Source organism: Saccharothrix sp. (assembly GCF_031180885.1).
In the GTDB taxonomy this organism is placed as follows: domain Bacteria; phylum Actinomycetota; class Actinomycetes; order Mycobacteriales; family Pseudonocardiaceae; genus Actinosynnema.
Window position 1 is genome coordinate 1 of sequence record NZ_JAPSLK010000022.1, and the last position, 21,734, is coordinate 21,734.

Consider the following 21,734-nt stretch of genomic DNA (forward strand, 5'->3'; position numbering starts at 1 on the left):
TCCCCGCTCAAATCCACGCTTCGCGCGTGTAGACGCAACGCGCTCCGCGCTGCTGGAGGAGGAACGCGCTTCGCGCTCTTGAACCGCGCTGACGCGCTCTCAAGCTGAACGCGCTGACGCGCTCTCAAGATCAAAAGCGGCCTGGAGGCCGCCAATGGGGGAGGGAAGGGCGTCGGTTCCCCCACCGCATGGCCTGGCAAAGCCAACCACAGATTCCCCGGGTGCGGCTAAAAACTTTTGCTCGTTCCTCGCAAAACTTTTTGGCCGCACCCGGGGAATCTGTGGTAGCCCTTCGGGCAGGCCATACGGTGGGGGAACCGAAGCCCCGCCGTGGCTGGGAGCAGCCCGCCGCGCGGAGCGCGGCGAAAAGCGTAAAGCAGCCGCTGCGCGGCGAAAAGCGAAAAGCGTAAAGCAGCCGCTGCGCGGCGAAAAGCGTAAAGCAGCCGCTACGCGGCGAAAGCAGGCCGTGGGTGGCGACTTCCGGCCTGACGTCCTTCCGTTTCACCCATCGCCCGGACACGGGCGGTCCCTGCCGGCGCATCTCCGGCAGGGACCGGGCTCGGGGTGGCTGGCCGGGTGACTAGCTCTGGGCGAACTGCCACCAGTTCACGTTGAGCTGGTAGCCGCTGCCCCCGGTGAAGCGGAGGAACAGGTCGCGGGTGCCCGTCAGGCCCGACACCCCGCACGTCACCGTGGTCCAGTTCTGCCAGCCGCCCGTGTTCGGCACCGCGCAGCGGCCGACCACCGTTCCGGTCGCGGAGCCGGTGCGGACCTCGATCGCGCTGCCCGCCACCGGGGACGCCACCCGGGCGGTGAAGCGGGTGGCGCCGGTGCCGAAGGCGACGTTCTTGACCTTGACCCAGTCGCCGTTCTCCAGCCAGCCGATGTTCATGCCGCCCTCGCTGGACGGTTCCGTCTCGATGCCGCTGCCCCAGGCGATGGTCTCGGCTTCCTGGCGGACGTACGGGTTGAGCGTGTCGGCGGGCGGCGGGCCCGACGAGGTCATGTTGATGGTCGGGATGGAGCCGTCCGCGTTGTAGGTGAACTTCTCCACGGCCACCGAGCGGGTGAAGCCGCCGCCGCCGGGCAGTGCGCCGTTGTGGTAGAAGAAGTACGAGCTGCCCTTGAAGTCGATGATCCCGGCGTGGTTGGTGAAGCTGCTGCCCTGGGCGGGCATGATCGTGCCGCGGTAGGTCCACGGGCCGGTGGGGCCGGGCGAGGTCGAGTAGGCGATGAACTCCGAGCAGCACTTGGCGGCGAACACGTTGTAGTACAAGCCGTTGCGCTTGTAGACCCAGGGGCCTTCCTCGTACAGGGTGGGCCGGGTGGCGTCACCGGTCCGGGTGCCGAACCCGGCCGTGGTGAGCGGGATCTGGGTGGGGCCGCCGTTCAGGGAGATCATGTCCGGGTTGAGGCGGGCGTACCACAGGTTCGGGTTGCCCCAGTACAGGTACGCCTGACCGTTGTCGTCGATCATGACGGCCGGGTCGATCTCGCCGTTCTCCACCAGCGGCCTGCCGATGGCGTCGCGGAACGGGCCGGTGGGGCTGTCCGCCACACCGACGCCGATGGCCATGCGCCCGGTGGCGCGGTTGACCACGGGGACGTACCAGTAGAACTTCCCGTTGCGCTCGACGGCGTGGCCCGCCCACGCGTCACGAGCGGCCCAGCTGAAGGTGGCGAGGCTCATCGGTGAGCCGTGATCGGTCCAGTTGACCATGTCCGCCGAGGACCAGACGCGCCAGTCCTTCATGGTGAACCAGGTGGAGCCGTCCTCGTCGTGTCCGGTGTAGAGGTACACGCGTCCGTTGTGGACCAACGGCGCTGGGTCGGCGGTGTGGATGTGCTGCACGATCGGGTTGTCCGCCCGGGCGGGCGGTGGCGAGAGGACCGCGTTCAGGGTCGTCGCGGTCAGGACCAGTCCCAGGAGTGCGGCCGTCATCGCCCGCAGCCTCGTCAGTTTCATCTTCCACGCTTTCCGGAGAACGCCCGCGGCACACGACCAAACGAGTTTGGCAGCGCATGTGCACGCTCACAAGACAGATTTCAAGGTCACTGCGGATATTTAGCCCGGTTGGCGTAGACAAGGGCGAAGAGCGCCCTGAAGTGCCTGCTCAGCGCTACGAAACATGTGTGAACGAGTTTTCGTACATGAACTTGCTAAAGTTAGCGCTAACATCTTTAGCAACCGCCAGTAATTGACTCCCCTGTCGCGGCGTCGCTACATTGGCCTCTCTGGGAGCGCTCCCAACCTGCTGCACACGTCCTTCACCACGGCAACGACGCTACGAGGACTCTGAATGAAACCAACGATCCTGGCCCGAGGCGGCGCCGCTGTCGCCGCCCTGACCCTGTGTTCGGGGCTGCTGGTCCTGGGAGGCACGTCGGCAGGCGCGGCTCCCGGGTGTGCGGTCGACTACCAGGTGAACCAGTGGGACTCCGGCTTCACGGCCAACATCACGGTCAAGAACGTCGGTGACGCGATCACCGACGGGTGGACCCTGGAGTGGGACTTCCCGGGCAACCAGCGGGTCACCAACGGCTGGAGCGCGACCTACACCCAGTCCGGGCAGCACGTGACGGCGAAGAACCCCGACTGGGCGCGTTCGCTGCCCGCCGGCGGCAGCGCGAACATCGGGTTCAACGGCTCGTACTCGGGCTCGAACCCCGCTCCCACGTCGTTCAAGCTCAACGGCGTCACGTGCGGCGGCGGCCCCACCACGACGACGAGCACGAGCACCAGCACGAGCACGAGCACCACGACCACCACGACGACCACCACCACGACGACGACCACGACGACCGACCCGGGCCAGCCCGGCGAGCACGTGGCCAACCCGTACGTGGGGGCCAAGGGCTACATCAACCCGGACTTCGTCGCCAACGTCAACACCACGGCCGACGCGACGGGCGGCGCGCTGGGCACCGCGATGCGCAAGGTCGCCGAGCACTCCACCGCCGTGTGGATGGACCGCATCGGCGCCATCACCGCGGGCCGCGGCCTGCGGGGCCACCTCGACGAGGCGCTGCGGCAGGCGGCGGGCGGCAGCACCCCCGTGGTGATCCAGGTCGTCATCTACGACCTGCCCAACCGCGACTGCGCGGCGCTGGCGTCCAACGGCGAGCTGAAGGTCAGCGAGAACGGCCTGGCCCGCTACAAGGCCGAGTACATCGACCCGATCGCGGCGATCCTGGCCGACCCGAAGTACCGCAGCCTGAGGATCGTCAACATCGTCGAGCCCGACTCGCTGCCCAACCTGGTCACCAACCTGTCCAAGCCCAAGTGTGCCGAGGCCAACTCCAGCGGCGCCTACGTGCAGGGCATCCAGTACGCCCTGAACAAGCTCAGCGCGATCCCGAACGTCTACAACTACGTGGACATCGCGCACGCGGGCTGGCTGGGCTGGAGCTCGAACATGGGTCCCGCGGTGACGCTGATCGCCAACACGATCAAGGGCACCACCAAGGGCGTCAACAGCGTCGACGGCTTCGTGTCGAACATGGCCAACACCTCGCCGACCGACGAGATCCACCTGCCCGACCCGACGCTGAACATCAACGGCACGCAGCTCCAGGCGGCGACCTTCTACCAGTGGAACCCGTTCTTCGACGAGGCCGACTACGGCACGGAGATGCGCAACCGGTTCATCGCCGCCGGCTTCCCCAGCGGCATCGGCATGATGATCGACACCTCGCGCAACGGGTGGGGCGGCCCGAACCGGCCGACCGGCGCCAGCGGCACGACGGCCGACGCGTACGTCAACTCCGGCCGCATCGACCGCAAGCTGCACCGCGGCAACTGGTGCAACCAGAGCGGCGCGGGCATCGGCGCCCGACCCACGGCCGCGCCGCGTCCGGGCTTCGACGCCTACATCTGGGTCAAGCCGCCGGGCGAGTCGGACGGCATCGCCACCAAGACCGACGGCCCGAACGAGGAGGGCAAGCAGCACGACCCGATGTGCGACCCGAACTACCGCGGTGACAACCAGGCCAACGGCGGCAACCTGACCGGCGCCATGCCGGGCGCCCCGCACGCCGGCCACTGGTTCCCCGCCGGGTTCACCACCCTCGTCCAGAACGCCTACCCGGCATTCTGATGGCTGCGAAGAGGCAGGCGGTGGGCGCGGCCCTGGCGGGTGCGCTGGTGGCGGGCGTGGTGGCCCTGTCGGTGACCGGCACGACCACCGCCCGGGCCGCGGACTCGGTGTTCTACGTGGACCCGTCGAGTTCGAGCGCGAGGTGGGTCGCCGCCAACCCCGGCGACTGGCGCGCCCCGGTCATCCGCGACCGGATCGCGTCGGTCCCGCAGGCGCGGTGGTACACCACGACGAACACGTCCACCGTGCGCGGCGAGGTCAGTTCGTTCGTCGGCGCGGCGGCCGCGGCGGGGAAGATCCCGATCCTGGTGGTCTACAACGTCCCCAACCGCGACTGCGGCGGCGCGAGCGGCGGCGGCGCGCCGTCCCACTCGGCCTACCGGGCCTGGGTGGACGAGGTGGCGGCGGGCCTGGCCGGTCGTCCCGCGACGATCGTGCTGGAGCCCGACGTCCTGCCGATCATGTCCAACTGCCAGAGCCAGCAGCAGCAGGCCGAGACCAGGGCGTCGCTGGCCTACGCGGGCCGGAAGCTCAAGTCCGGTTCGGCGCAGGCGAAGGTGTACCTGGACATCGGCAACTCGGCGTGGCTGAGCGTGTCGGAGGCGGCGGCCAGGCTGCGGGCCGCGGACGTGTCGAACATCGCCGACGGCATCTCGACCAACGTCTCGAACTACCGCACCACCTCCGACGAGGTGGCCTATGCCAAGGCCATCCTCGGCGCGGTGGGCGACGGCAGGCTCAAGGCGGTCGTGGACACCAGCCGCAACGGCAACGGTCCACTCGGGACGGAGTGGTGCGACCCGGCCGGTCGCGCGATCGGCACCCCGAGCACCACGAACACCGGTGACGGGGCGATCGCGGCCTTCCTGTGGGTGAAGCTGCCCGGGGAGGCGGACGGGTGCATCGCCCCGGCGGGCCAGTTCGTGCCGCAGCGGGCGTACGACCTGGCCATCGCCGGCAAGCCACCGACGACGACCAGCAGTAGCAGCAACAGTCCCGGCAGTGGTTGCACGGTGTCCCACCGTGTGGTCAGCCAGTGGTCGGGCGGGTACACCGGCGAGATCGTGGTGGGGAACCGGGGACCGTCGATCGACGGATGGGTCCTCACGTTCTCGGCACCGGGTGTGTCCGTCACGCAGGGTTGGAACGGGACGTGGACGGACACCGGTGATGTCGTGCGGGTGACCAACGCGTCCTGGAACGGATCGCTCGCGACCGGCGGTCAGGTGACCATCGGGTACAACGCGAACTACAACGGGAGCACGCCCCCCTTCTCAGCAGCGGCGCTGAACGGCACGGCTTGCTCCTGACCGGCGATCCCCAACCCTGAAGCAGTTCCCCGCCCGGCAACGCCTCCGCCGGGCGGGGAACCGCCGTTTGTGGCGGTTGTGTGGAGGCGGTTCGCGCCTTTGCCGGTCGCGCTTCGACGGTTGGCGCGTTGGCGGTTGGCGCGTTGGTGCGTTGGCGGTTGGCGGTTGGCGGTTGGCGGTTGGCGGTTGCAGTTTGCGGTTGGTGCTTGGTGCTTGGTGCTCGGAGCTTGGCGGTTGGTGCGTTGGTGGTTGGCTCGCGTTTGTCGCGGGTTGTCTCGCGTCGGGCGGAACGCCAACGACCGCCGCCGGCGGCCTCCCGCGTCTACGAGCTGACCGAGTGGGGCGCCGAGTTAAGGCCCATCGTTCTCGCACTCGGCATCTGGGGCGCGCGGTCACCGGTGCTCAAGCCCGAGGGCGAACTGCGCGCGGACTCGCTGATGCTGTCGCTGCTCCGCGGGCTCGACCCGGCCATGTTCGCGTCCGCCCGCGTCTTCGAGGTCCGCCTCGGCAAAGACGCGTTCACGGTTTCCACGCGGGACGCGGTCCGGGTGTCTCGCGACCAGGTGACCGGTCCGGTGGACACCGTCATCGACATCGACACCGAGACAATGGGCGCGCTAATGGCGGGCGAGACCGATGTGGACTCCGTGGTCGAGGGCGTTCGGGTCCGACTGGACGGCGACGTCGAGGCCGGACGGGCGCTGCTGGCCGCGGTCTCGGCGTTGGACGTTTCGGCGGCTTGAAACCGCCCTCCGGCACCGCCGCGAAGCCCAAGATCCAGCACGACGACCACCAGACCGACTGCCCGTGTGGCGGCTCGGGTGAGGCGCACCGCCGGGGAGTGCGCGGCGGTGCGCCTCGGTGGTTCTTACGGTGTGGTCAGGTCGAACTTTCGGATGGTCACCGAGCCGCCCAGGGCCTGGGTGGCGTGGTTGAACATGGCGAAGCGGTAGCCCATGAAGAATTGCCAGGCGTTGTTGAGGGTCAGGGCGTTGCCGAGCGGGGTGAAGTTCACTCCGTCCGTGCTGTAGGAGAACCTTGCCTGGCGTCCGCTGCCTGGTCTGATGTCGGCGTTGGCGCGCAACCAGATCCGGCCGCCGCTGACGTTCGCGCCGGCCACCTCGGTGCCGGTGTTGGTGGTGTTCCAGTTGCTGTCCATGGCCAGGCCGTTGGTCATCACGACGCGGGTGTTGCCGTTGTCGCGTTTGATGCCGATCCAGGCGGATGACTGGCGCAGCATGGCCAGGCCCGAGCGGTCACCGTCGCGCATGGTGCTGTAGTCCAGCTCGATGGTGGCGGTGGATGTCGGGCCTTGGATGCGGTGGGTCAGGGTGTTGCGGGCTGCGTAGAGGTCGTTGGTGACGGTGGCCGTGGAGAGGCGCAGGCCGTTGCCCACGCTGTACTTGGTGGGGTCGGGGTTGTGGTTCCACTCCCACTGGGGGCCGAGGGTGGTGGCCGTGAAGGTGTCGGAGCCGACCATCGGCTTCACCTGGCGGGGCGGCGCGGGGAGGTTCGGCTTGGGGTAGTTGGTGCCCCAGGTGCCGTTGACGGTTTGGAGGACCGGCCAGCCGTCCGACGTCCAGGTGATCGGGGCGAGAGCGGGCATCCGGCCGCCGGGGTAGGCGTCGACGAAGGCCATGTAGTACCAGTCGCCGTTCTGGGTCTGGACCAGGCCGCCCTGGTGCGGCACGCCGCCGCCGGGGATGGGGCCGGGGAGGTCGAGCAGGACCTGGCGCATGGTGTACGGGCCGAAGGGGCCGTTGTCGGACTTGAGGACGTACTGGCCGTTCGCGGGGCGGGTCAGCCAGATGTAGTAGCTGTTGCCGCGCTTGTAGAAGCGGGCGCCTTCGAGCGTGCCGACGTTGGATGGCGTTTGGAAGACTTGTTGCGCGCGGACCTGCGTGCGGCCGTCGGGGGAGAGTTGGGCGACGCTGATCGTCGTGTTGCCGTACGCGATGTACATGGTGTCGTTGTCGTCGAACAACATGCCCGCGTCGTAGTAGCAGTTGTCGATCTGGGCGTGCTTGGTCCACGTGCCGTCCACGGCGGAGGCGGTGTAGATGTGGGTGTCGTTGAAGTCGATGCACCCGGCCCAGTAGTAGGTGCTGTTGCTGCGCCGGTAGTTCATCGTGGAGGCCCAGATGCCGTCGACGTAGGCATGGCCGCCGGTGAGGTTGTACTTGGACCCGAATTCGAGGGACGGGACGGCGTGACCCGCGTACTCCCAGTTGACCAGGTCGTAGGAGCGGATGATCGGGGCGCCCGGCGAGTAGTGCATGGTCGAGGCGGTGGCGTAGTAGGTGTCGCCGACCCGGATGATGTCCACGTCGGCGAAGTCCTGCCACACGACCGGGTTGGTGAACTGGGTGCCGGGTGTCGTGCCGCCGACCTTGACCAGTTGCCACTGCTGGTTGTTGCCGCCCCAGTCGCTGTACTGGACGATGTTCGCTCCATCGGATGTCGAGGCGTTCTGCACTTCGACGGCCTTGTTGCTGTTGCGGTTGATCAGGCGGACGTAGCCGTCGGGGGAGTCGGCCAGGCGGAACTGCTGGTTGGTGCCGTTGTGGTCGGACCACTGGACGATGGCGGCGCCGTCGGCGGTGGAGGCGCCCGTGACGTCGAGGACCTTGCCGGAGTGCTTGGACTTCAGCCGGTAGTAGCCGCCGCCGGAGTCGACGAACTGCCACTGCTGGTTGGCGCCGTCACCGCGCGTCCACTGGGTGATGCGCCCGCCGTCGTTGGTGGCGAAGTTGTACACGTCCAGGGCCTTCCCGCTGTTGCGGTTGACCAGGACGTACCACGCGGTGGTGTCCACGGTGGCGGCGGAGCTGGGGGTTGTGCCGAGGGCGACCAGCAGGCCGCCGAGCAGGGTGACGACGGCGAGTGCGGCGACCCGTCGGCGTCTGGTGGGGGAGTGGCCTGGCTCGGCCATGAGCGCTCCTTCGATCGTCGGTGATCATCGGACCGCGACGCCCCGGACCAGGGCGTCGGCGAAACGGCGGTGCGCCAGGGCGAGCGCCACGACCACCGGGGCCGTGATCAGCAGCGCGCCCGCGCACAGCAGCGGCACGTCGGTGCCCCAACGGCCCTGGAACGCGTCCAGCGCGCCGGCGGCTGTGCGGCGCAGCGGGTCGTCGACCAGGACCAGGGCGAAGAGGAGGTGGTTCCACGTCCACACGGAGAGGAGGAGGGCGAGGGACCGCAGCGCGTCGTCGGCGAGGGGCAGGTGCACGCGTCGGAGTGCCGACCAGGGGCCGGCGCCGTCCACGCGGGCGGAGTCGGTCAGTTCGGGCGGTGTGGAGGCGAAGTGTGTGCGCATCCACAGGACGCCGAAGGGGAGGTGGGCGGCGATCAGCGCGAGGGCCAGGCCTGTGGTGGTGTTGAGCAGGCCGAGGTCGCGGACTTGTTGGTAGAGGGGGAGGGTGATGGCTTCGCGGGGCAGCACGAGGCCGACCAGGAACAGTCCCTCGGCGATGCGTCGGCCGGGGAAGGGGAGTCGGGCCAGTGCGTATCCGGCGGCTGTCGAGAGCGCCAGGGCCGCTGGTACGACGGTGAGCACGAGGAGTGCGCCGGAGAGCAGGGCGCGGTCTATGTGGGCCGAGCGGAATGCATCGGTGAAGTTCGACCAGTGCGGGTCCGATGGCCAGGTCAGGCCCGGGGGATGGGTGCCCGGTGGGTGCAGGGCGGTGACCAGCAGTTCCGCCAGGGGGAGGAGGGTGACCGCGGCGAGCGCGATCTGTGTCGTGAGTTTCACCGCGACCACCGGAGTACGGGGGCGGTGAAGGCCAGCACTACGGCCACCAGGAGCACGGCCAGGGCGGAGGCGAGGCCTATCTGGCGGTCGGTGAAGGCCAGGTGGAAGATCTCCAGTGCGGGAACCGCTGTTGCGCCGCCGGGGCCGCCCTTCGTGGTCACGTAGACGACGTCGAAGCTCGACAGCGCTGCCAGCGAGGTGATCACCACGCACACGCCGATCTCGCGCCGGACACCCGGCAGCGTCACCGTGCGGAACTCCTGCCATCGGCCGGCGCCGTCCAGGCGGGCGGCTTCGTAGAGGGACGGGTCCAGGCGGCGGACGCCCGCCGAGAGCAGGAGAGTGCACAGGCCGAGCAGCGCCCACGCTCCGATCACACCCACGGCCGCCAGGGCTGTTGAGGAGTCGCCCAGCCATGCCCGTGTCACGTTGTCGAGGCCGATTGCCTCCAGCGTTCGGTTCACCGCGCCGGTCGAGGACAGCAGCACGCTCCACGCCAGGCCCGCCGCGACCGGCGGCACGGCCTGGGGCAGGACCAGGATCAGTGTCGGCCCCCGCTGGAGTGCGGCGGCGAGGGTCAGGCCCAGGACGATCGGACCGGCCGTGAACAACACGACCAGTAGGAGGGCGTTGAGGAGTGGGCGGTGTAGATCTGGGTCGGTGAGAACGGCGGTGTAGTTGTCCCAGCCGACCCATACCGCTTGGCCTACGCCGTCCCAGCGGTACAGGGAGTACTGGGCGACCAGGGCCAGTGGGCGCAGGACGAAGACCCCGTACACGGCTAGTGCGGGGAGGACGAACAGCCAGCCGGCCAAGCGGGTTCGCACCTCGTCAGCCCCCGGTTTGGGCGACGTAGTCCGCCTGCACCGCGCGCAGCAGGCCCTCGGGGGTCTGGTCGCCCTCCGCCAAGCGCTGGAGCTGCGGGGTCCAGCTCTTCGCGTAGATGGCGCCGGTCGCGTTGGCGATGAAGTCCATGGCGGTGTCGTGGGTCAGGACCTCGTCGGTCGCGGCGAACGTGGCGGCGGTGACCGAAGCCGGGTCCAGTGGCCAGGGCGTTGTCGGGCCGAGGGGGCGGGCGCCGCCTACGCGTACGACCAGGTCGCGGGCCGTGGGGTTGGTGGTGGCCCAGTCGAGGAACGCTGCGGCGCAGTCGGGGCGGGCGGCGCGGGACGGGATGCCGAAGGTGGGGGGACCGGCCATCGCGGCGCGGGGGTGGCCCGCTTGTCGTGGGGGCATGAGGAAGAAGCCGGCGCGGTTGGGCATGCGGCGGTCCAGAGTGGCGGATTCCCAGTCGCCGTTGACCATGAACAGGGCCTTGCCGGAGGTGAACCTGTCCATCATGCGGGCGTAGTCGGTGGCGTTGAGGTCGGGGTCGAAGTAGCCCGCCTTCAGCCAGCGCGCCAGGTGTCGTGCGGCCTCGATGTTGGACGGGGTGTCGATGGTCGCGCCGGGGCGCTGGAAGATCCAGTCGTCCAAGGACTTCGGGGTGCTGTAGACGCCCATGAGGCTTTGCAGGGGGAACGTCAGCCCGCCGGTTGCGCCGCCGTTGAAGCCGGCTATGGGGGTGATGCCGGCGGACTTGGCGCGGGCGAGGGCGTTGTCCAATTCGGCCAGGGTTCGGGGTTCTTGGATGCCGATGCGGGCGGCGATTTCCTTGTCGTAGAAGATTCCTGTGACGCTGGTGGACAGGCCGGTCGCGTACAGCGGTCCCTCGCCGCGGGGCCGGCCGTTGGGGGAGACGCGCAGTGGGCGGGTCTGGGCTGACGGCCTGCGGTCCCAGCCCAGGGTGCGGGCGTAGCCGTCGAGGTCGCGTAAGAGGCCGGCGCGGACGGCCTCGGACACCTGGGGCAGCCGCATCAGGTCCGGTGGGTCGTCGGCCAGGACGCGGAGGGCGTTGCGGGTCAGGACGTCGAACTGTTCCTCGCGGATGTCCCACGTGACGTTGGGGTGCTGGCGGGTGAACTCGTCGGCCAGTGCCTTTGCCAGTGGGAAACCGGTTTCGAAGCGGGCCTTCAGGGTGATGTCCGCGGTGCCGCAGCCCGGGGTCGTCGATGTGTCCACTGTGGACTGCGGTGCGCTGCCGGGTGCACAGCAGCCGACCACGATGGCGGTCAGTGCGGCCAGGACCGCTCCGGCGCGATGGGACATCCGAGTCTCCTCTTGCCCTGCTAAATCGTGTTAGCGTGCCGAGTCGTGGGACGCAGGCGGGTGACGCTGGCCGACGTGGCCGTGGCGAGCGGGGTGTCCGCCACGACCGCGTCGTTGGTCCTGTCCGGACGGGCGCGGGAGTTGCGCATCTCCGAAGCCGTCGAGAAGCGGGTGCGAGCGACCGCGCACGAGTTGGGCTACCGGCGCAACACCCTGTCGGTCGGGCTGCGCACCGGGCGTTCGCAGACCATCGGGTTCGTGTCCGACACCGTTGCCTCGTCGGGGCTCGCCGGCGACATGATCCGGGGCGCGGTGGATGCGGCGCACCGGCGCGGGTTCATGTTGTTCGTCGGGGAGTCCGGTGGGGATCCGGCGGTCGAACGGGCGTTGGTGGAGGCCATGCACGACCGCCGGGTGGACGGCATCGTGTTCGCCGCCATGTACACGCGGACCGTCGCGGTGCCGGATGGGCTTCACGACGGTCCGGCGGTGCTGCTCAACGCCACGGCCGCGTCCCGGTCGAGCCTGCACTCGGTGCTGCCGGACGAGGTCGAGGCGGGACGGTCGGCCGCGCGGGTCGTGGTCGAGGCGGGGCACCGGGCCGGCGTCCACCTGATCGGCGCGGGGCCGGGGCTGGACGACATCCCGCCCAACAGCACGGCCGCCGTGGAGCGGCTGGTGGGGTTGTGGGAGGTGTTCGAGGCGGCCGGGGTCGACGTGGTCAGCGCGCACCGGTGTCCGAAGTGGATGCCCGAGGACGGTTACGCCGCGACCCACGAGGTGCTGCGGGAGCACCGGCCGCGGGCGCTGGTGTGCTTCAACGACCGCCTCGCGTTCGGCGCCTACCAGGCCCTCGGCGAGGCCGGCCTGGCCGTGCCGGACGACGTCTCCGTGGTCGGGTTCGACGACCATCCCATCGCCTCCTGGCTGCGTCCGCGGTTGACCACGGTCGCCCTGCCGCACCACGAGCTGGGCGTGCGGGCGGTCGAGGTCCTGCTGGGGCTGTTCGAACGGCGCCGGCGCGGCCAGCGGACCCCCGTGGTCCACCGGGTGCCGATGCCCGTGCGCGAGGGCGGCTCCGTCGCGCCGCCCAGCACCACGTGACACCTCCCCAGCAGTGCGGACGGAGTGTGCCAGCCGTTGTTCACGCTCACAAGGACTTGCGAAAGATCCGCGCGCACCCCGCTAGGAAGGTTCGTTAGCTAAAGTTAGCGCTCACACCTTTAGCTTTGACCGGCTGTGACCGCCTGGCTACATTGCGAGGGTCGACGACGACGCAGGGAGACCTGATGCCCATCCGACCCTGGACGGCGATCCGCCGCGCGACGGTCGCGCTGGCCCTGGCCGCCACCGCGCTGGTCGCGCCCACCACCCCCGCCACCCCACCCGCTTCGGCCGCTCCCGGCAGCCCGGCGCTGACCCCGCCGCTGGGCTGGAACAGCTGGAACAGCTTCGGCTGCGGCATCACCGAGAGCCAGGTCCGGCAGGCCGCCGACGCGATGGTGTCCTCGGGCATGCGCGACGCCGGCTACCAGTACGTCGTCGTCGACGACTGCTGGTTCGACCCCCAGCGCGACGCCGCCGGCAACCTGCGCAGCCACCCGACGAAGTTCCCCAGCGGCATGAAGGCCCTGGGCGACTACATCCACAGCAAGGGTCTGAAGTTCGGCATCTACCAGGCGCCCAACGAGAAGACCTGCGCCCAGGGCGTCGGCACGTTCCCCGGTTCGACCGGCAGCAAGGGCCACGAGGTCCAGGACGCCCGGTCGTTCGCGTCGTGGGGCGTGGACTACCTGAAGTACGACTGGTGCTCCAGCAGCGGCACCCGGGACGAGCAGATCGCCCGGTTCACGATCATGCGCGACGCCCTGCGCGCCACCGGCCGCCCGATCGTCTACAGCATCAACTCCAACAGCTTCCACGCCCCCACCGGCGACAAGTACAACTGGGGCGAGGTCGCCGACCTGTGGCGGACGACCGAGGACCTGCTGGACATCTGGCAGAACGGCAACACCAACAGCTACCCGATGGGCGTGGGCAACGTCCTCGACATCACCGCCCCGCTCGCCGCCCAGGCCGGCCCCGGCCACTGGAACGACCCGGACATGCTGGTCGTGGGCCGCCCCGGCCTGACCCTCACCGAGTCCCGCGCGCACTTCGCGCTGTGGGCGCTGATGGCCGCGCCGCTGATGGCGGGCAACGACATCCGCACCATGTCCGCCGACATCAGCGCGGTCCTGCGCAACCCGCGGCTGATCGCGGTCAACCAGGACCCGCTCGGCGCTGGCGGCCGGCGCGTGCGCGACGACGGCAACACCGAGGTCTTCGCCAAGCCCCTCTCCGACGGCTCCGTCGCGGTCGGGCTGCTCAACCGCGGCAGCGCGACCACCACCATCAGCACGAACGTCGGCCAGATCGGCTTGTCCGGCACCGGTTTCACGCTGACCGACCTGTGGACCGGCGGCACGTCCAGCAGCTCGGGCACGATCTCGGCCAGCGTCCCGGCCCACGGCGTCGCCGCCTTCAAGGTCACCGGCGGCAGCCCGATCGCGAACACCACCGCACGCCTGCGCGGCACCGGCTCCGGCCGCTGCCTCGACGTCGACAACGCCTCCACCGCCGCCGGCGCGACCGTCCTGATCTGGGACTGCCACACCGCCGCCAACCAGCTGTGGACGACGTGGGCGGGCGGCGAGGTCCGCGTGTTCGGCGACAAGTGCCTGGACGCCTACAACGGCGGCACCACCAACGGCACCCGCGTGATCACGTGGCAGTGCAACGGCCAGGACAACCAGCGCTGGACCCAGAACTCCGACGGCTCCCTGCGCAACGTCCGCGCGAACCTGTGCCTGGACGTGGAGGGCGCGGCCACCGCCAACGGCTCCCGCCTCGTGCTGTGGACGTGCAACGGCCAGAACAACCAGAAGTGGACGCGGTCGTGAGCGCCCGGCGTCTGCTGCACGCCTTAGCCGCGGCCGTGCTGGTGTCGGCGGGCGTCGTGACGGCGGTCGTGCACACCCAGTCGGCCCAAGCCCTGGAGAACGGCGTGGCGCGCACGCCCCCGATGGGCTGGAACTCGTGGAACACCTTCGGCTGCAACATCAACGAGACGTTGATCAGGCAGATGGCCGACGCGATGGTGTCCAGCGGGATGCGCGAGGTCGGCTACCAGTACGTCGTGGTCGACGACTGCTGGATGAACCCCAACCGCGACGCGGCGGGCAACCTCCAGGGCGACCCGACCCGCTTCCCCAGCGGCATGAAGGCACTCGGCGACTACATCCACAGCAAGGGCCTGAAGTTCGGCATCTACCAGGCGCCGCTGGACAAGACGTGCGCCCAGTACTTCAACTCCTACCCGGGCGCGACCGGCACCAACGGGCGTGAGGCGCAGGACGCCCGCCAGTTCGCCGCGTGGGGCGTGGACTTCCTCAAGTACGACTGGTGCTCGCCCACGGGGACCATCGAGGACCAGGTCCGCACGTTCGCGAAGATGCGGGACGCCCTCGCGGCCACCGGCCGCCCGATCGTGTACAGCATCAACCCCAACAGCATCCACGAGAAGACCGGTCCGCGGCGCGACTGGGGCGACGTCTCCAACATGTGGCGCACCACCGAGGACATCACCAACGCGTGGAACACCGGGCAGACCAACGGCTACCCGATGGGCATCCAGAACATCGTGGACGTCACCGTGCCGCTGGCCTCCTACGCCGAGCCGGGCGGGTTCAACGACGCGGACATGATGGAGGTCGGCCGCGGCGGCATGAACGACACCGAGATGCGCAGCCACTTCGCGCTGTGGGCGATGATGGCCTCGCCGCTCATCGCGGGCAACGACCTGCGCAACATGAACGCCGCCACCACGACGATCCTGAAGAACACCAACCTCATCGCCATCAACCAGGACCCGCTGGGCCTGCAGGCCCGCCAGGTCTCCCACGATGGGACCCGCCGCGTGCTGGCCAAGCGGCTAGCCAACGGCGACGTCGCGGTGGCCCTGTTCAACCAGGGCACCACCACCACGACGGTCAGCACGTTCTCCGCCGCGGTCGGGCTGGAGGGCACCTCGTTCCTGCTCCGCGACGCGTGGACCGGGGCCGAGAGTTCCACCTCGGGGTCCATCTCCGCCTCCGTCCCGCCGCACGGCACGGTCGTCTACCGGATCACCGCCTCCGGCGGGTTCCCGACGACGACCACGACCACGCCGCCGCCGTCGTCCTGCCGGGTCACCGACACGGTCAACGCCTGGAACACCGGCCTGACCTCGGAGATCACCATCACCAACACCGGCACCGCGCCGGTCGCCGGCTGGTCGCTGGCGTTCACCCTGCCCGCCGGGCAGACCATCACCTCCGGGTGGAACGCCGACTACACGCCGAAGTCGGGCGCGGTGACCGCCCGCAACCTGTCCTACAACGCCGACATCGCACCCGGTGCGAGCGTGTCCATCGGCTTCCAGGCCACCCACACCGGTAACTCGGGCGAACCGGCGGCCTTCACCCTGAACGGGGCCGCCTGCACCATCGCCTGAGCCGACGCCCCGCCACCCGTCCGAGGGGTGGCGGGGCACGGTGCTCCTTCACCCGTCATGCTGTACGTGCCGACGGACCACCAGAAGGAGCAGGATCAGCGCGCATGGTCACACTCGCCGACGTGGCAAGGCACGCGGGCGTGTCGTCCAGCACGGTCAGCTACGTCCTCAGCGGCAAGCGCACGATCTCCGAGGAGACCCGCCGCCGCGTCGAACAGGCCGTGGCCGAACTCGGCTACCACCCCAACGCCCGCGCCCGCGCGCTGGCCGCCCGCAGGTCCTACATCCTCGCCCTGGTGGTGCCGCTGCGCGCGGACAGCCACGAGCCGATCATGATGGAGATCGCCACCTCCGTCACGGTCGCGGCCCGGCAGTACGGCTACGACGTGCTGCTGATCACCAACGACGAGGGACCCGAGGGCGTGCGGCGGGTGGCGTTGACCGGGTTGGCGGACGGCGTGATCCTGATGGACGTCGGGCTGGACGACGAGCGCATCCCGGTGCTGCGCGAGCTGGGCACCCAGGCCGCGCTGATCGGGTTGCCCGACGACCGGGCCGGGTTGTCGTGCGTGGACCACGACTTCGCCGCCGCCGGCGCGATGTGCGCGGACCACCTGGCCGACCTGGGCCACCGCGAGATCGCGTTCGTCGGCCACACCTCGGACACCAGGCACGACAACCCCACCGTGGTCGGGTTCCGCGAGCGCGCGCAGGAGCGCGGCCTGCGCTTCGTCCACCGGGCGTCGGAGGGCAATTACGACAGCACGGCGGGCACGTTCGCCCGCATCTTCGCCGACCGGCCGGCCACCACGGCGTTCGTCGTGCAGAACGACGGCGCCATCGGCCCGTTGCTGAACTTGCTGCGGACCAGCGGGCGGACGGTGCCCGAGGACGCCTCGGTCGTCGCGCTGTGCCCGGACCGGGTCGCCGAGCAGCACACGCCCCGGCTCACGACGGTCAGCGGGTCGTACCAGGACCTCGGCCGGGTCGCGGTGGAACAGCTGCTCCGCCGGCTCACCGCCGTGTCGCGCGGCGAGGAGCCGACCGACGAACAACTCCTGCTCACGCCGACGCTGACCGTGCGGGAGAGCACCGCGCCCAGGGTGTAGAGCGGCGCCCCCACCCGGTGGGTGAGGGCGCCGGTCGGGAGTCGGGCGGTCAGCGCTGGAGCGTCAGCACGCCCGGCCGCCAGGGCAGGGAGTTGTACGGGACACCGCCCGAGCCGTGCGGAAGTCCCTGGTAGAGGAGCTGGAGGTTGCAGGGGTCGATGGTCTTGGTCTGGTCGGGGTTGGTGCGGACCAGGTCGCCGTGGCTGATGTCGTTGGTCCAGGTGGCGCCGCTGTTGGCCTTGCCCGCGAACGGGTTGCTCTCGGTGGCGGCCTGCGGGGTCCACGTGCCGTTGAGGCTGGTGGCGGTGAAGGACCGGAAGTAGCGCCCGTTCACGCCCATCGCCTCGACGATCATCAGGTACTGGTTCTGGTCCTTGACCTTGTAGACCTCGACCGCTTCGAACAGGTTCTCCCTCGTGTCGGTCATGATCGTGGTGTAGGACGTGCCGAAGCTGCCCGGGAAGTTCCCGATCGGCATGGACGACCGGTAGATGTTGCCGTTGTCACCGGCGAAGAACATGTACATGTTCTGGCCGTCGGCGATCAGCGTCTGGTCGAGCGCGCCGCCGCCGGGGATCTGCCCCGAGAAGAGTTCCTGCGGGGCCGACCAGCTGTTGGCGTTGGTCGGGTCGGTGGAGGTCCGGTAGCTGAACGTGGTCGGACCCCACTGGTAGGCGAGCACCCAGATGTTCTTCGGGGCGAAGTAGAGCAACGTGGGCGCCACCGTGCCGAGGTTCATCGTGTTCTGCGGGGCGGAGGCCATGTCCGACCAGTTGGTGAACGGCCCGAAGTTCATCGAGCCGTAGTGCTGGCCGGTCCGGTCGACCGTGGACCCGTAGACCAGGTGCTTGCCGTTGTGGACGACGGCGGTGAAGTCCTTGAGCGAGATCCAGTCCGACTTCGGGGTCGCCAGGACGCCCGTCGACGACCAGCGGTAGGTCGACGGGAGCGAGCACGTGCCGCCACTGCCCACGCGGACCAGTTGCCACTGCTGGTTGGCGCCGTTCCAGTCGCCGTACTGGACGACGGCCGCCCCGTCCGCGGTCGACAGGCCGGTCACCTCGACCGCCTTGCCGCTGTTGCGGTTGAGCAGCCGGACGTACCCGCCGTCGGAGTCGGCGAGCCGGAACTGCTGGTTGGTGCCGTTGTGGTCGGTCCACTGCTGGACCTTCGCGCCGTCCGCGCTCGACCAGTTGTCGACATCGAGGACCTTGCCGGAGTTCTTGGACTTCAACCGGTAGTAGCCGCCACCGGAGTCCACGAACTGCCACTGCTGGTTGGCGCCGTCGTGCCGGGACCACTGCGTGATCGCCGCCCCGTCCGCCGTGGACGCGCCCGAGACGTCCAGCGCCTTGCCGCTGTTGCGGTTGACCAGCACGTACCAGGCGTTCGTGTCGACGGTCGCCGCCGTCGCCGCGCTCGGGCTGAGCGCGACCGCGGCACCGGCCGCGAGCACGGTGGCGAGCACCGGGCTTAACAGGGACGAGACTCTGCCCCTCGATTTCACGGTGATTCTCCTTTGGTGTCAGGGTTGAAGGAGGTTCGGGGTCAGGCCGTGGTGCCCGTGACCGCGCTGCCCGACTTGGTGACGTAGTAGGTGAGCTTCGCCCCGCTCCAGTAGTGGAACGTGAGGGTCACCCGGGCGTTGTCGTTGACCTCGGCGAAGAACTCGGGCGTCAGGGTGGTGGTGCCGGCCGTGTAGTTCGGGGCGAACGTGCGGTCGAACTCCTTGAAGGAGGTCCAGTTGTGCGGGCCGGCGTTGGTGCCGTCGTCGTACTTCGCTTCCATCGTGGCCAGTTGGTCGCCCTTGAACGCGGTCGGGATCGCGAAGCCGGCCGTGGTCCCGGTGGCGTCGGACAGGACCGGGGTGTCGTGGGTGACCAGGTTGATCCGCCACGGCACGCCCTTGGAGAACCGGGCGTGCAGCACGGCGTTCGTGCCGTACTCGCGCGCACCGCTGAGCCTGGTCATCGCCGACGCGGTGAGGGTGAGCTGGTCGCCGGAGACGGTGTAGTCCGTGCCGCGCACGAGTTCCGTCGTGCCGTGGCGCAGGCCGGTGAAGGTGGTGCCGTTGAGGTTCAGCGCCAGGGTCTTGGCGGTGACGGGGCTCGACTTGCTGGAGAAGATCTGGTCGGAGTAGGCGGTGCCGGAGCGGGTGGTCCAGCTGGACTTGATCTGGGCGATCAGTTCGGGGTCGCTCCACTGGAAGGACGTGCGGCCGAAGTGCTGGCCGTTGTCCCACAGCATGGTGGTGATCTTCTTGACGCCCGCGTAGTAGCCGAGGTACTCGAAGAACTTCAGCTTCTCGCCCTGCTGGATGGTGTTGATGTGCCGGTCGAAGCCGAGCAGGCCGTACTCGCCCAGGATCACCGGGATGCCCTTGGACACGAACGTGTTGTGGACGCGGTCGAAGGCGTCGGTGAGGTCCTTCTGGGCGGTGGCGTCGAAGCGCGTGCCGCCGGCGACGTTGACGCTGAACGGCCAGTAGCCGTAGTTGTGCACGGTCGCGACCAGGTACGGGTCGTTGAACGTGCGGAACGAGCCGGCCAGCGCGTCCAGGTGGTCCTGGTCGGCGGAGGTGTGCAGGGTCGGCAGGATCAGCAGCCGGGTGGCGTTGCCGCCGCCGGACCCGCGCACGATGTCCCGGAAGGACGCGTTCAGCTCGTGCAGCAGCTCCTCTTCCTGGGGCACGCCCGTGCTGCCCCGGAACTGCGGCTCGTTCACGCTCTCCAGCACCAGCTTCGGGCCGAAGTCCTTGAACGCGGCGGCGAGCTGGGTCCAGATCGCGTTGTACTGGGCGAGCACGCCGGCCCGGTCGGTCGGCATGTTCAGGATCCACTGCCACGAGTCGTGGTGGATGTTGACCATGACGTACAGGTCTTCCCGCAACGCCCAGGTGACGACTTCCTTGACCCGGTCGAGGTACGCGGGCTCGATCGTGTAGTCGGGGGCCGGACCCACGTGGGCGCTCCACGTGACGGGCAGGCGGATGCTCTTGAAGCCCTGCGCCTTCACGTTGTCCAGCAACGCTTCGGTGATCCTGGGGTTGCCCCAGGACGTCTCGTCGGAACCGGTGGAGTCCAGGGTGTTGCCCAGGTTCCAGCCGGGCTGCATCGCCGCGACGTGCTGCATCGCGGTGGGTGCCTTGGCGTCGGCGCACCGGACACCGTTGAGGGAGAAGGAAACCGGCGCCGTGTTGGCTCCGCTCCACGTGCCCTTCAGGCCGAACGTCACCGTGCCGCCCGTGGCGATGGTGGCGTTGTAACCGGCGTTGGTGGCGGTCACCTGGGCGTCCGACGAGGTCACCGTGGCGTTCCAGGCGCGGTCTACCCGCTGGCCGGACGGCCACGTCCACTCCAACCGCCAGCCGTCGAGCCGCTGGCCGCCGTTGGTCACCGAGACCTCGGCGGTGAAGCCGCCCGTCCACTGGCCGGTCACCGAGTACCCCACGCTGCACGCGGTGGCGGCGGTGGTGGCCGGCGCGGCGGCGGACGGGTGGGCCGCGGCGACCAGACCGGCGGCCAGGGTCGCGAACCCGGCCGCCACCGCGCCCATCCGATGGCGCACCGTCTTGCTCCTGCGCAGTCCGAACATGGATCTCCTCACTGAGAAACCGAAGCTGTCGAAGCGCTTAAACAAGTGCGGCGAGAGTAGCCACGGGGACCCGATCCGACAAGGCCGCTTTTCTCAATAGGCGTTGTCAGGACTGGATCGTTGACAGCTCGAACGGGACCGTGTCAAGGTCGAAGCGCTTCAACGAACAAGGAGTCGAGCATGCCGCTGACGGACGCACCCCTCGACGACCTCGCCGGCTACCGCCCGGAGTCCGAGGCTCCGCCGGACTTCGACGCCTTCTGGGACCGGACCCTCGCCGAGGCTCGCGCGTGCGGGGGAGCGGTGAAGACCGAGCGGGTCACCGACCGGCACCACCTGCGCACCGTCGAGGTGGACGACGTGCGCTTCCCCGGCTGGAACGGCGAACCGGTGGCCGCGTGGCTGCTGCGCCCGCGTGACGCCGAGGGGCCGCTCCCCGTCGTGGTCTCCTACCAGGGCTACAGCGGTGGTCGCGCGCTGCCGACCGACCACCTGTTCTGGTCCGCCGCCGGCTACGCCCACCTCGTCGTCGACACCCGCGGCCAGGGCCACGACACCCCCGACCCCGACCCCGGCTTCGGGACGCAGTGGGCGGAGGGCTTCATGACCCGGGGCGTCGAGTCGCCCGAGCACTACTACTACCGACGCCTGATGACCGACTGCGTCCGCGCGGTCGACGCCCTCTCGGAACTGTCCGATGTGGACGCGAGTCGGGTGGTCGTCGCGGGCGGCAGCCAGGGCGGCGGTCTGGCGCTCGCCGTCGCCGGCCTGCTCAAAGACCGGGTGGCGGCGGTGCTGTCCGACGTGCCCTTCCTGTGCCACTACCGCCGGGCGGCGGAGATCAGCGGCGAGGGCCCGTACCTGGAGCTGGCGAAGTACCTGCGCTGGCACAGCCGGCACCGCGTGGAGCCCACCTTCGCCACGCTGGCCTACTTCGACGGTGTCCACTTCGCCCAGCGGGCCACCGCGCCGGCGTTGTTCAGCGTCGGTCTGATGGACCCGATCTGCCCGCCGTCCACCGTCTACGCCGCGTTCAACCACTACGCGGGCGAGGACCGGACCATGACGGTGTGGCCGTTCGCCGACCACGGCGGCGGTCACGGCTCGAACCAGGCCGCCCAACTCGCGTGGCTGCGCGATCGTGCTCTGTGAGCGTTAACAGGCCAATTGAGAGTCGATCGTTGACAG

15 protein-coding genes are annotated in these 21,734 nt (G+C 69.5%); 8 read left to right on the plus strand and 7 right to left on the minus strand.

Features of this window, described 5'->3' with window-relative positions; all coding sequences use genetic code 11:
- Positions 1–580: 580 nt before the first annotated feature.
- Complete coding sequence (locus RIN75_RS23725) at positions 581–1,966, minus strand: glycoside hydrolase family 43 protein (protein WP_309114204.1); 1,386 nt, start codon at positions 1,964–1,966, stop codon at positions 581–583.
- A gap of 334 nt (positions 1,967–2,300) precedes the next feature.
- Here RIN75_RS23725 and RIN75_RS23730 point away from each other — a divergent pair, with 334 nt between their 5' ends.
- The 3 genes from RIN75_RS23730 to RIN75_RS23740 all read left to right on the plus strand — a co-directional run bounded on the left by RIN75_RS23730 (position 2,301) and on the right by RIN75_RS23740 (position 6,150).
- A complete protein-coding gene (locus RIN75_RS23730; RefSeq protein ID WP_309114205.1) occupies positions 2,301–4,097 on the plus strand; it encodes a glycoside hydrolase family 6 protein in 1,797 nt (598 codons plus the stop codon).
- Positions 4,097–5,407, plus strand: coding sequence for a glycoside hydrolase family 6 protein (locus RIN75_RS23735; protein WP_309114206.1), 1,311 nt, complete (start codon positions 4,097–4,099; stop codon positions 5,405–5,407). Before RIN75_RS23730 ends, RIN75_RS23735 begins: the two co-directional genes overlap by 1 nt.
- Positions 5,408–5,652: 245 nt before the next feature.
- Positions 5,653–6,150, plus strand: coding sequence for an SCP2 sterol-binding domain-containing protein (locus RIN75_RS23740; RefSeq protein ID WP_309114207.1), 498 nt, complete (start codon positions 5,653–5,655; stop codon positions 6,148–6,150).
- Positions 6,151–6,275: 125 nt separating this feature from the next.
- Here the strand turns inward: RIN75_RS23740 and RIN75_RS23745 are convergent, their stop codons facing one another.
- The 4 genes from RIN75_RS23745 to RIN75_RS23760 are packed head-to-tail and all read right to left on the minus strand — an operon-like array spanning position 6,276 to position 11,309.
- Complete coding sequence (locus tag RIN75_RS23745; RefSeq protein WP_309114208.1) at positions 6,276–8,339, minus strand: RICIN domain-containing protein; 2,064 nt, start codon at positions 8,337–8,339, stop codon at positions 6,276–6,278.
- A 24-nt stretch (positions 8,340–8,363) separates the two neighbouring features.
- Entirely contained in the window at positions 8,364–9,161 is a 798-nt protein-coding gene (locus tag RIN75_RS23750) for a carbohydrate ABC transporter permease (RefSeq protein ID WP_309114209.1), read from the minus strand.
- Positions 9,158–9,988: a sugar ABC transporter permease gene (locus RIN75_RS23755; RefSeq protein ID WP_309114210.1), complete on the minus strand. Its 831-nt coding sequence runs from the start codon at positions 9,986–9,988 to the stop codon at positions 9,158–9,160. The genes RIN75_RS23750 and RIN75_RS23755 overlap by 4 nt, the downstream gene beginning before the upstream one ends.
- Positions 9,989–9,992: 4 nt before the next feature.
- Positions 9,993–11,309 carry an extracellular solute-binding protein gene (locus RIN75_RS23760; RefSeq protein ID WP_309114211.1) on the minus strand — a complete coding sequence of 439 codons (1,317 nt, stop codon included), beginning with the start codon at positions 11,307–11,309 and terminating at the stop codon, positions 9,993–9,995.
- Between the two features lie 45 nt (positions 11,310–11,354).
- On the opposite strand from RIN75_RS23760, the gene RIN75_RS23765 reads away from it, so the two are divergent.
- The 4 genes from RIN75_RS23765 to RIN75_RS23780 all read left to right on the plus strand — a co-directional run bounded on the left by RIN75_RS23765 (position 11,355) and on the right by RIN75_RS23780 (position 16,952).
- Positions 11,355–12,413 carry a LacI family DNA-binding transcriptional regulator gene (locus tag RIN75_RS23765; protein ID WP_309114212.1) on the plus strand — a complete coding sequence of 353 codons (1,059 nt, stop codon included), beginning with the start codon at positions 11,355–11,357 and terminating at the stop codon, positions 12,411–12,413.
- 185 nt (positions 12,414–12,598) lie between these two features.
- Positions 12,599–14,251: a ricin-type beta-trefoil lectin domain protein gene (locus RIN75_RS23770; protein ID WP_309114213.1), complete on the plus strand. Its 1,653-nt coding sequence runs from the start codon at positions 12,599–12,601 to the stop codon at positions 14,249–14,251.
- Positions 14,248–15,843, plus strand: a complete 1,596-nt coding sequence (locus RIN75_RS23775; protein ID WP_309114214.1) for a cellulose binding domain-containing protein — start codon at positions 14,248–14,250, stop codon at positions 15,841–15,843. Before RIN75_RS23770 ends, RIN75_RS23775 begins: the two co-directional genes overlap by 4 nt.
- Positions 15,844–15,947: 104 nt before the next feature.
- Positions 15,948–16,952: a LacI family DNA-binding transcriptional regulator gene (locus RIN75_RS23780; protein WP_309114215.1), complete on the plus strand. Its 1,005-nt coding sequence runs from the start codon at positions 15,948–15,950 to the stop codon at positions 16,950–16,952.
- Between the two features lie 49 nt (positions 16,953–17,001).
- On the opposite strand, the gene RIN75_RS23785 is transcribed toward RIN75_RS23780, so the two are convergent.
- Together RIN75_RS23785 and RIN75_RS23790 are read right to left on the minus strand one after the other, a co-directional pair.
- On the minus strand, positions 17,002–18,420 hold the full coding sequence (locus RIN75_RS23785) for a non-reducing end alpha-L-arabinofuranosidase family hydrolase (RefSeq protein WP_375296010.1): 1,419 nt from the start codon (positions 18,418–18,420) through the stop codon (positions 17,002–17,004).
- A gap of 80 nt (positions 18,421–18,500) precedes the next feature.
- Positions 18,501–20,546, minus strand: a complete 2,046-nt coding sequence (locus RIN75_RS23790) for a cellulase family glycosylhydrolase (protein WP_309114216.1) — start codon at positions 20,544–20,546, stop codon at positions 18,501–18,503.
- 180 nt (positions 20,547–20,726) lie between these two features.
- Here RIN75_RS23790 and RIN75_RS23795 point away from each other — a divergent pair, with 180 nt between their 5' ends.
- Positions 20,727–21,698, plus strand: coding sequence for an alpha/beta fold hydrolase (locus RIN75_RS23795; RefSeq protein WP_309114217.1), 972 nt, complete (start codon positions 20,727–20,729; stop codon positions 21,696–21,698).
- The last annotated feature ends 36 nt before the right edge of the window (positions 21,699–21,734 follow it).

Coding starts and splice junctions, on each gene's coding strand:
- RIN75_RS23725 (WP_309114204.1), bottom strand. CDS start 1,966: ATGAAACTGACGAGGCTGCGGGCGATGACGGCCGCACTCCTGGGACTG.
- RIN75_RS23770 (WP_309114213.1), top strand. CDS start 12,599: ATGCCCATCCGACCCTGGACGGCGATCCGCCGCGCGACGGTCGCGCTG.
- RIN75_RS23795 (WP_309114217.1), top strand. CDS start 20,727: ATGCCGCTGACGGACGCACCCCTCGACGACCTCGCCGGCTACCGCCCG.
- RIN75_RS23780 (WP_309114215.1), top strand. CDS start 15,948: ATGGTCACACTCGCCGACGTGGCAAGGCACGCGGGCGTGTCGTCCAGC.
- RIN75_RS23790 (WP_309114216.1), bottom strand. CDS start 20,546: ATGTTCGGACTGCGCAGGAGCAAGACGGTGCGCCATCGGATGGGCGCG.
- RIN75_RS23745 (WP_309114208.1), bottom strand. CDS start 8,339: ATGGCCGAGCCAGGCCACTCCCCCACCAGACGCCGACGGGTCGCCGCA.
- RIN75_RS23760 (WP_309114211.1), bottom strand. CDS start 11,309: ATGTCCCATCGCGCCGGAGCGGTCCTGGCCGCACTGACCGCCATCGTG.
- RIN75_RS23735 (WP_309114206.1), top strand. CDS start 4,097: ATGGCTGCGAAGAGGCAGGCGGTGGGCGCGGCCCTGGCGGGTGCGCTG.
- RIN75_RS23730 (WP_309114205.1), top strand. CDS start 2,301: ATGAAACCAACGATCCTGGCCCGAGGCGGCGCCGCTGTCGCCGCCCTG.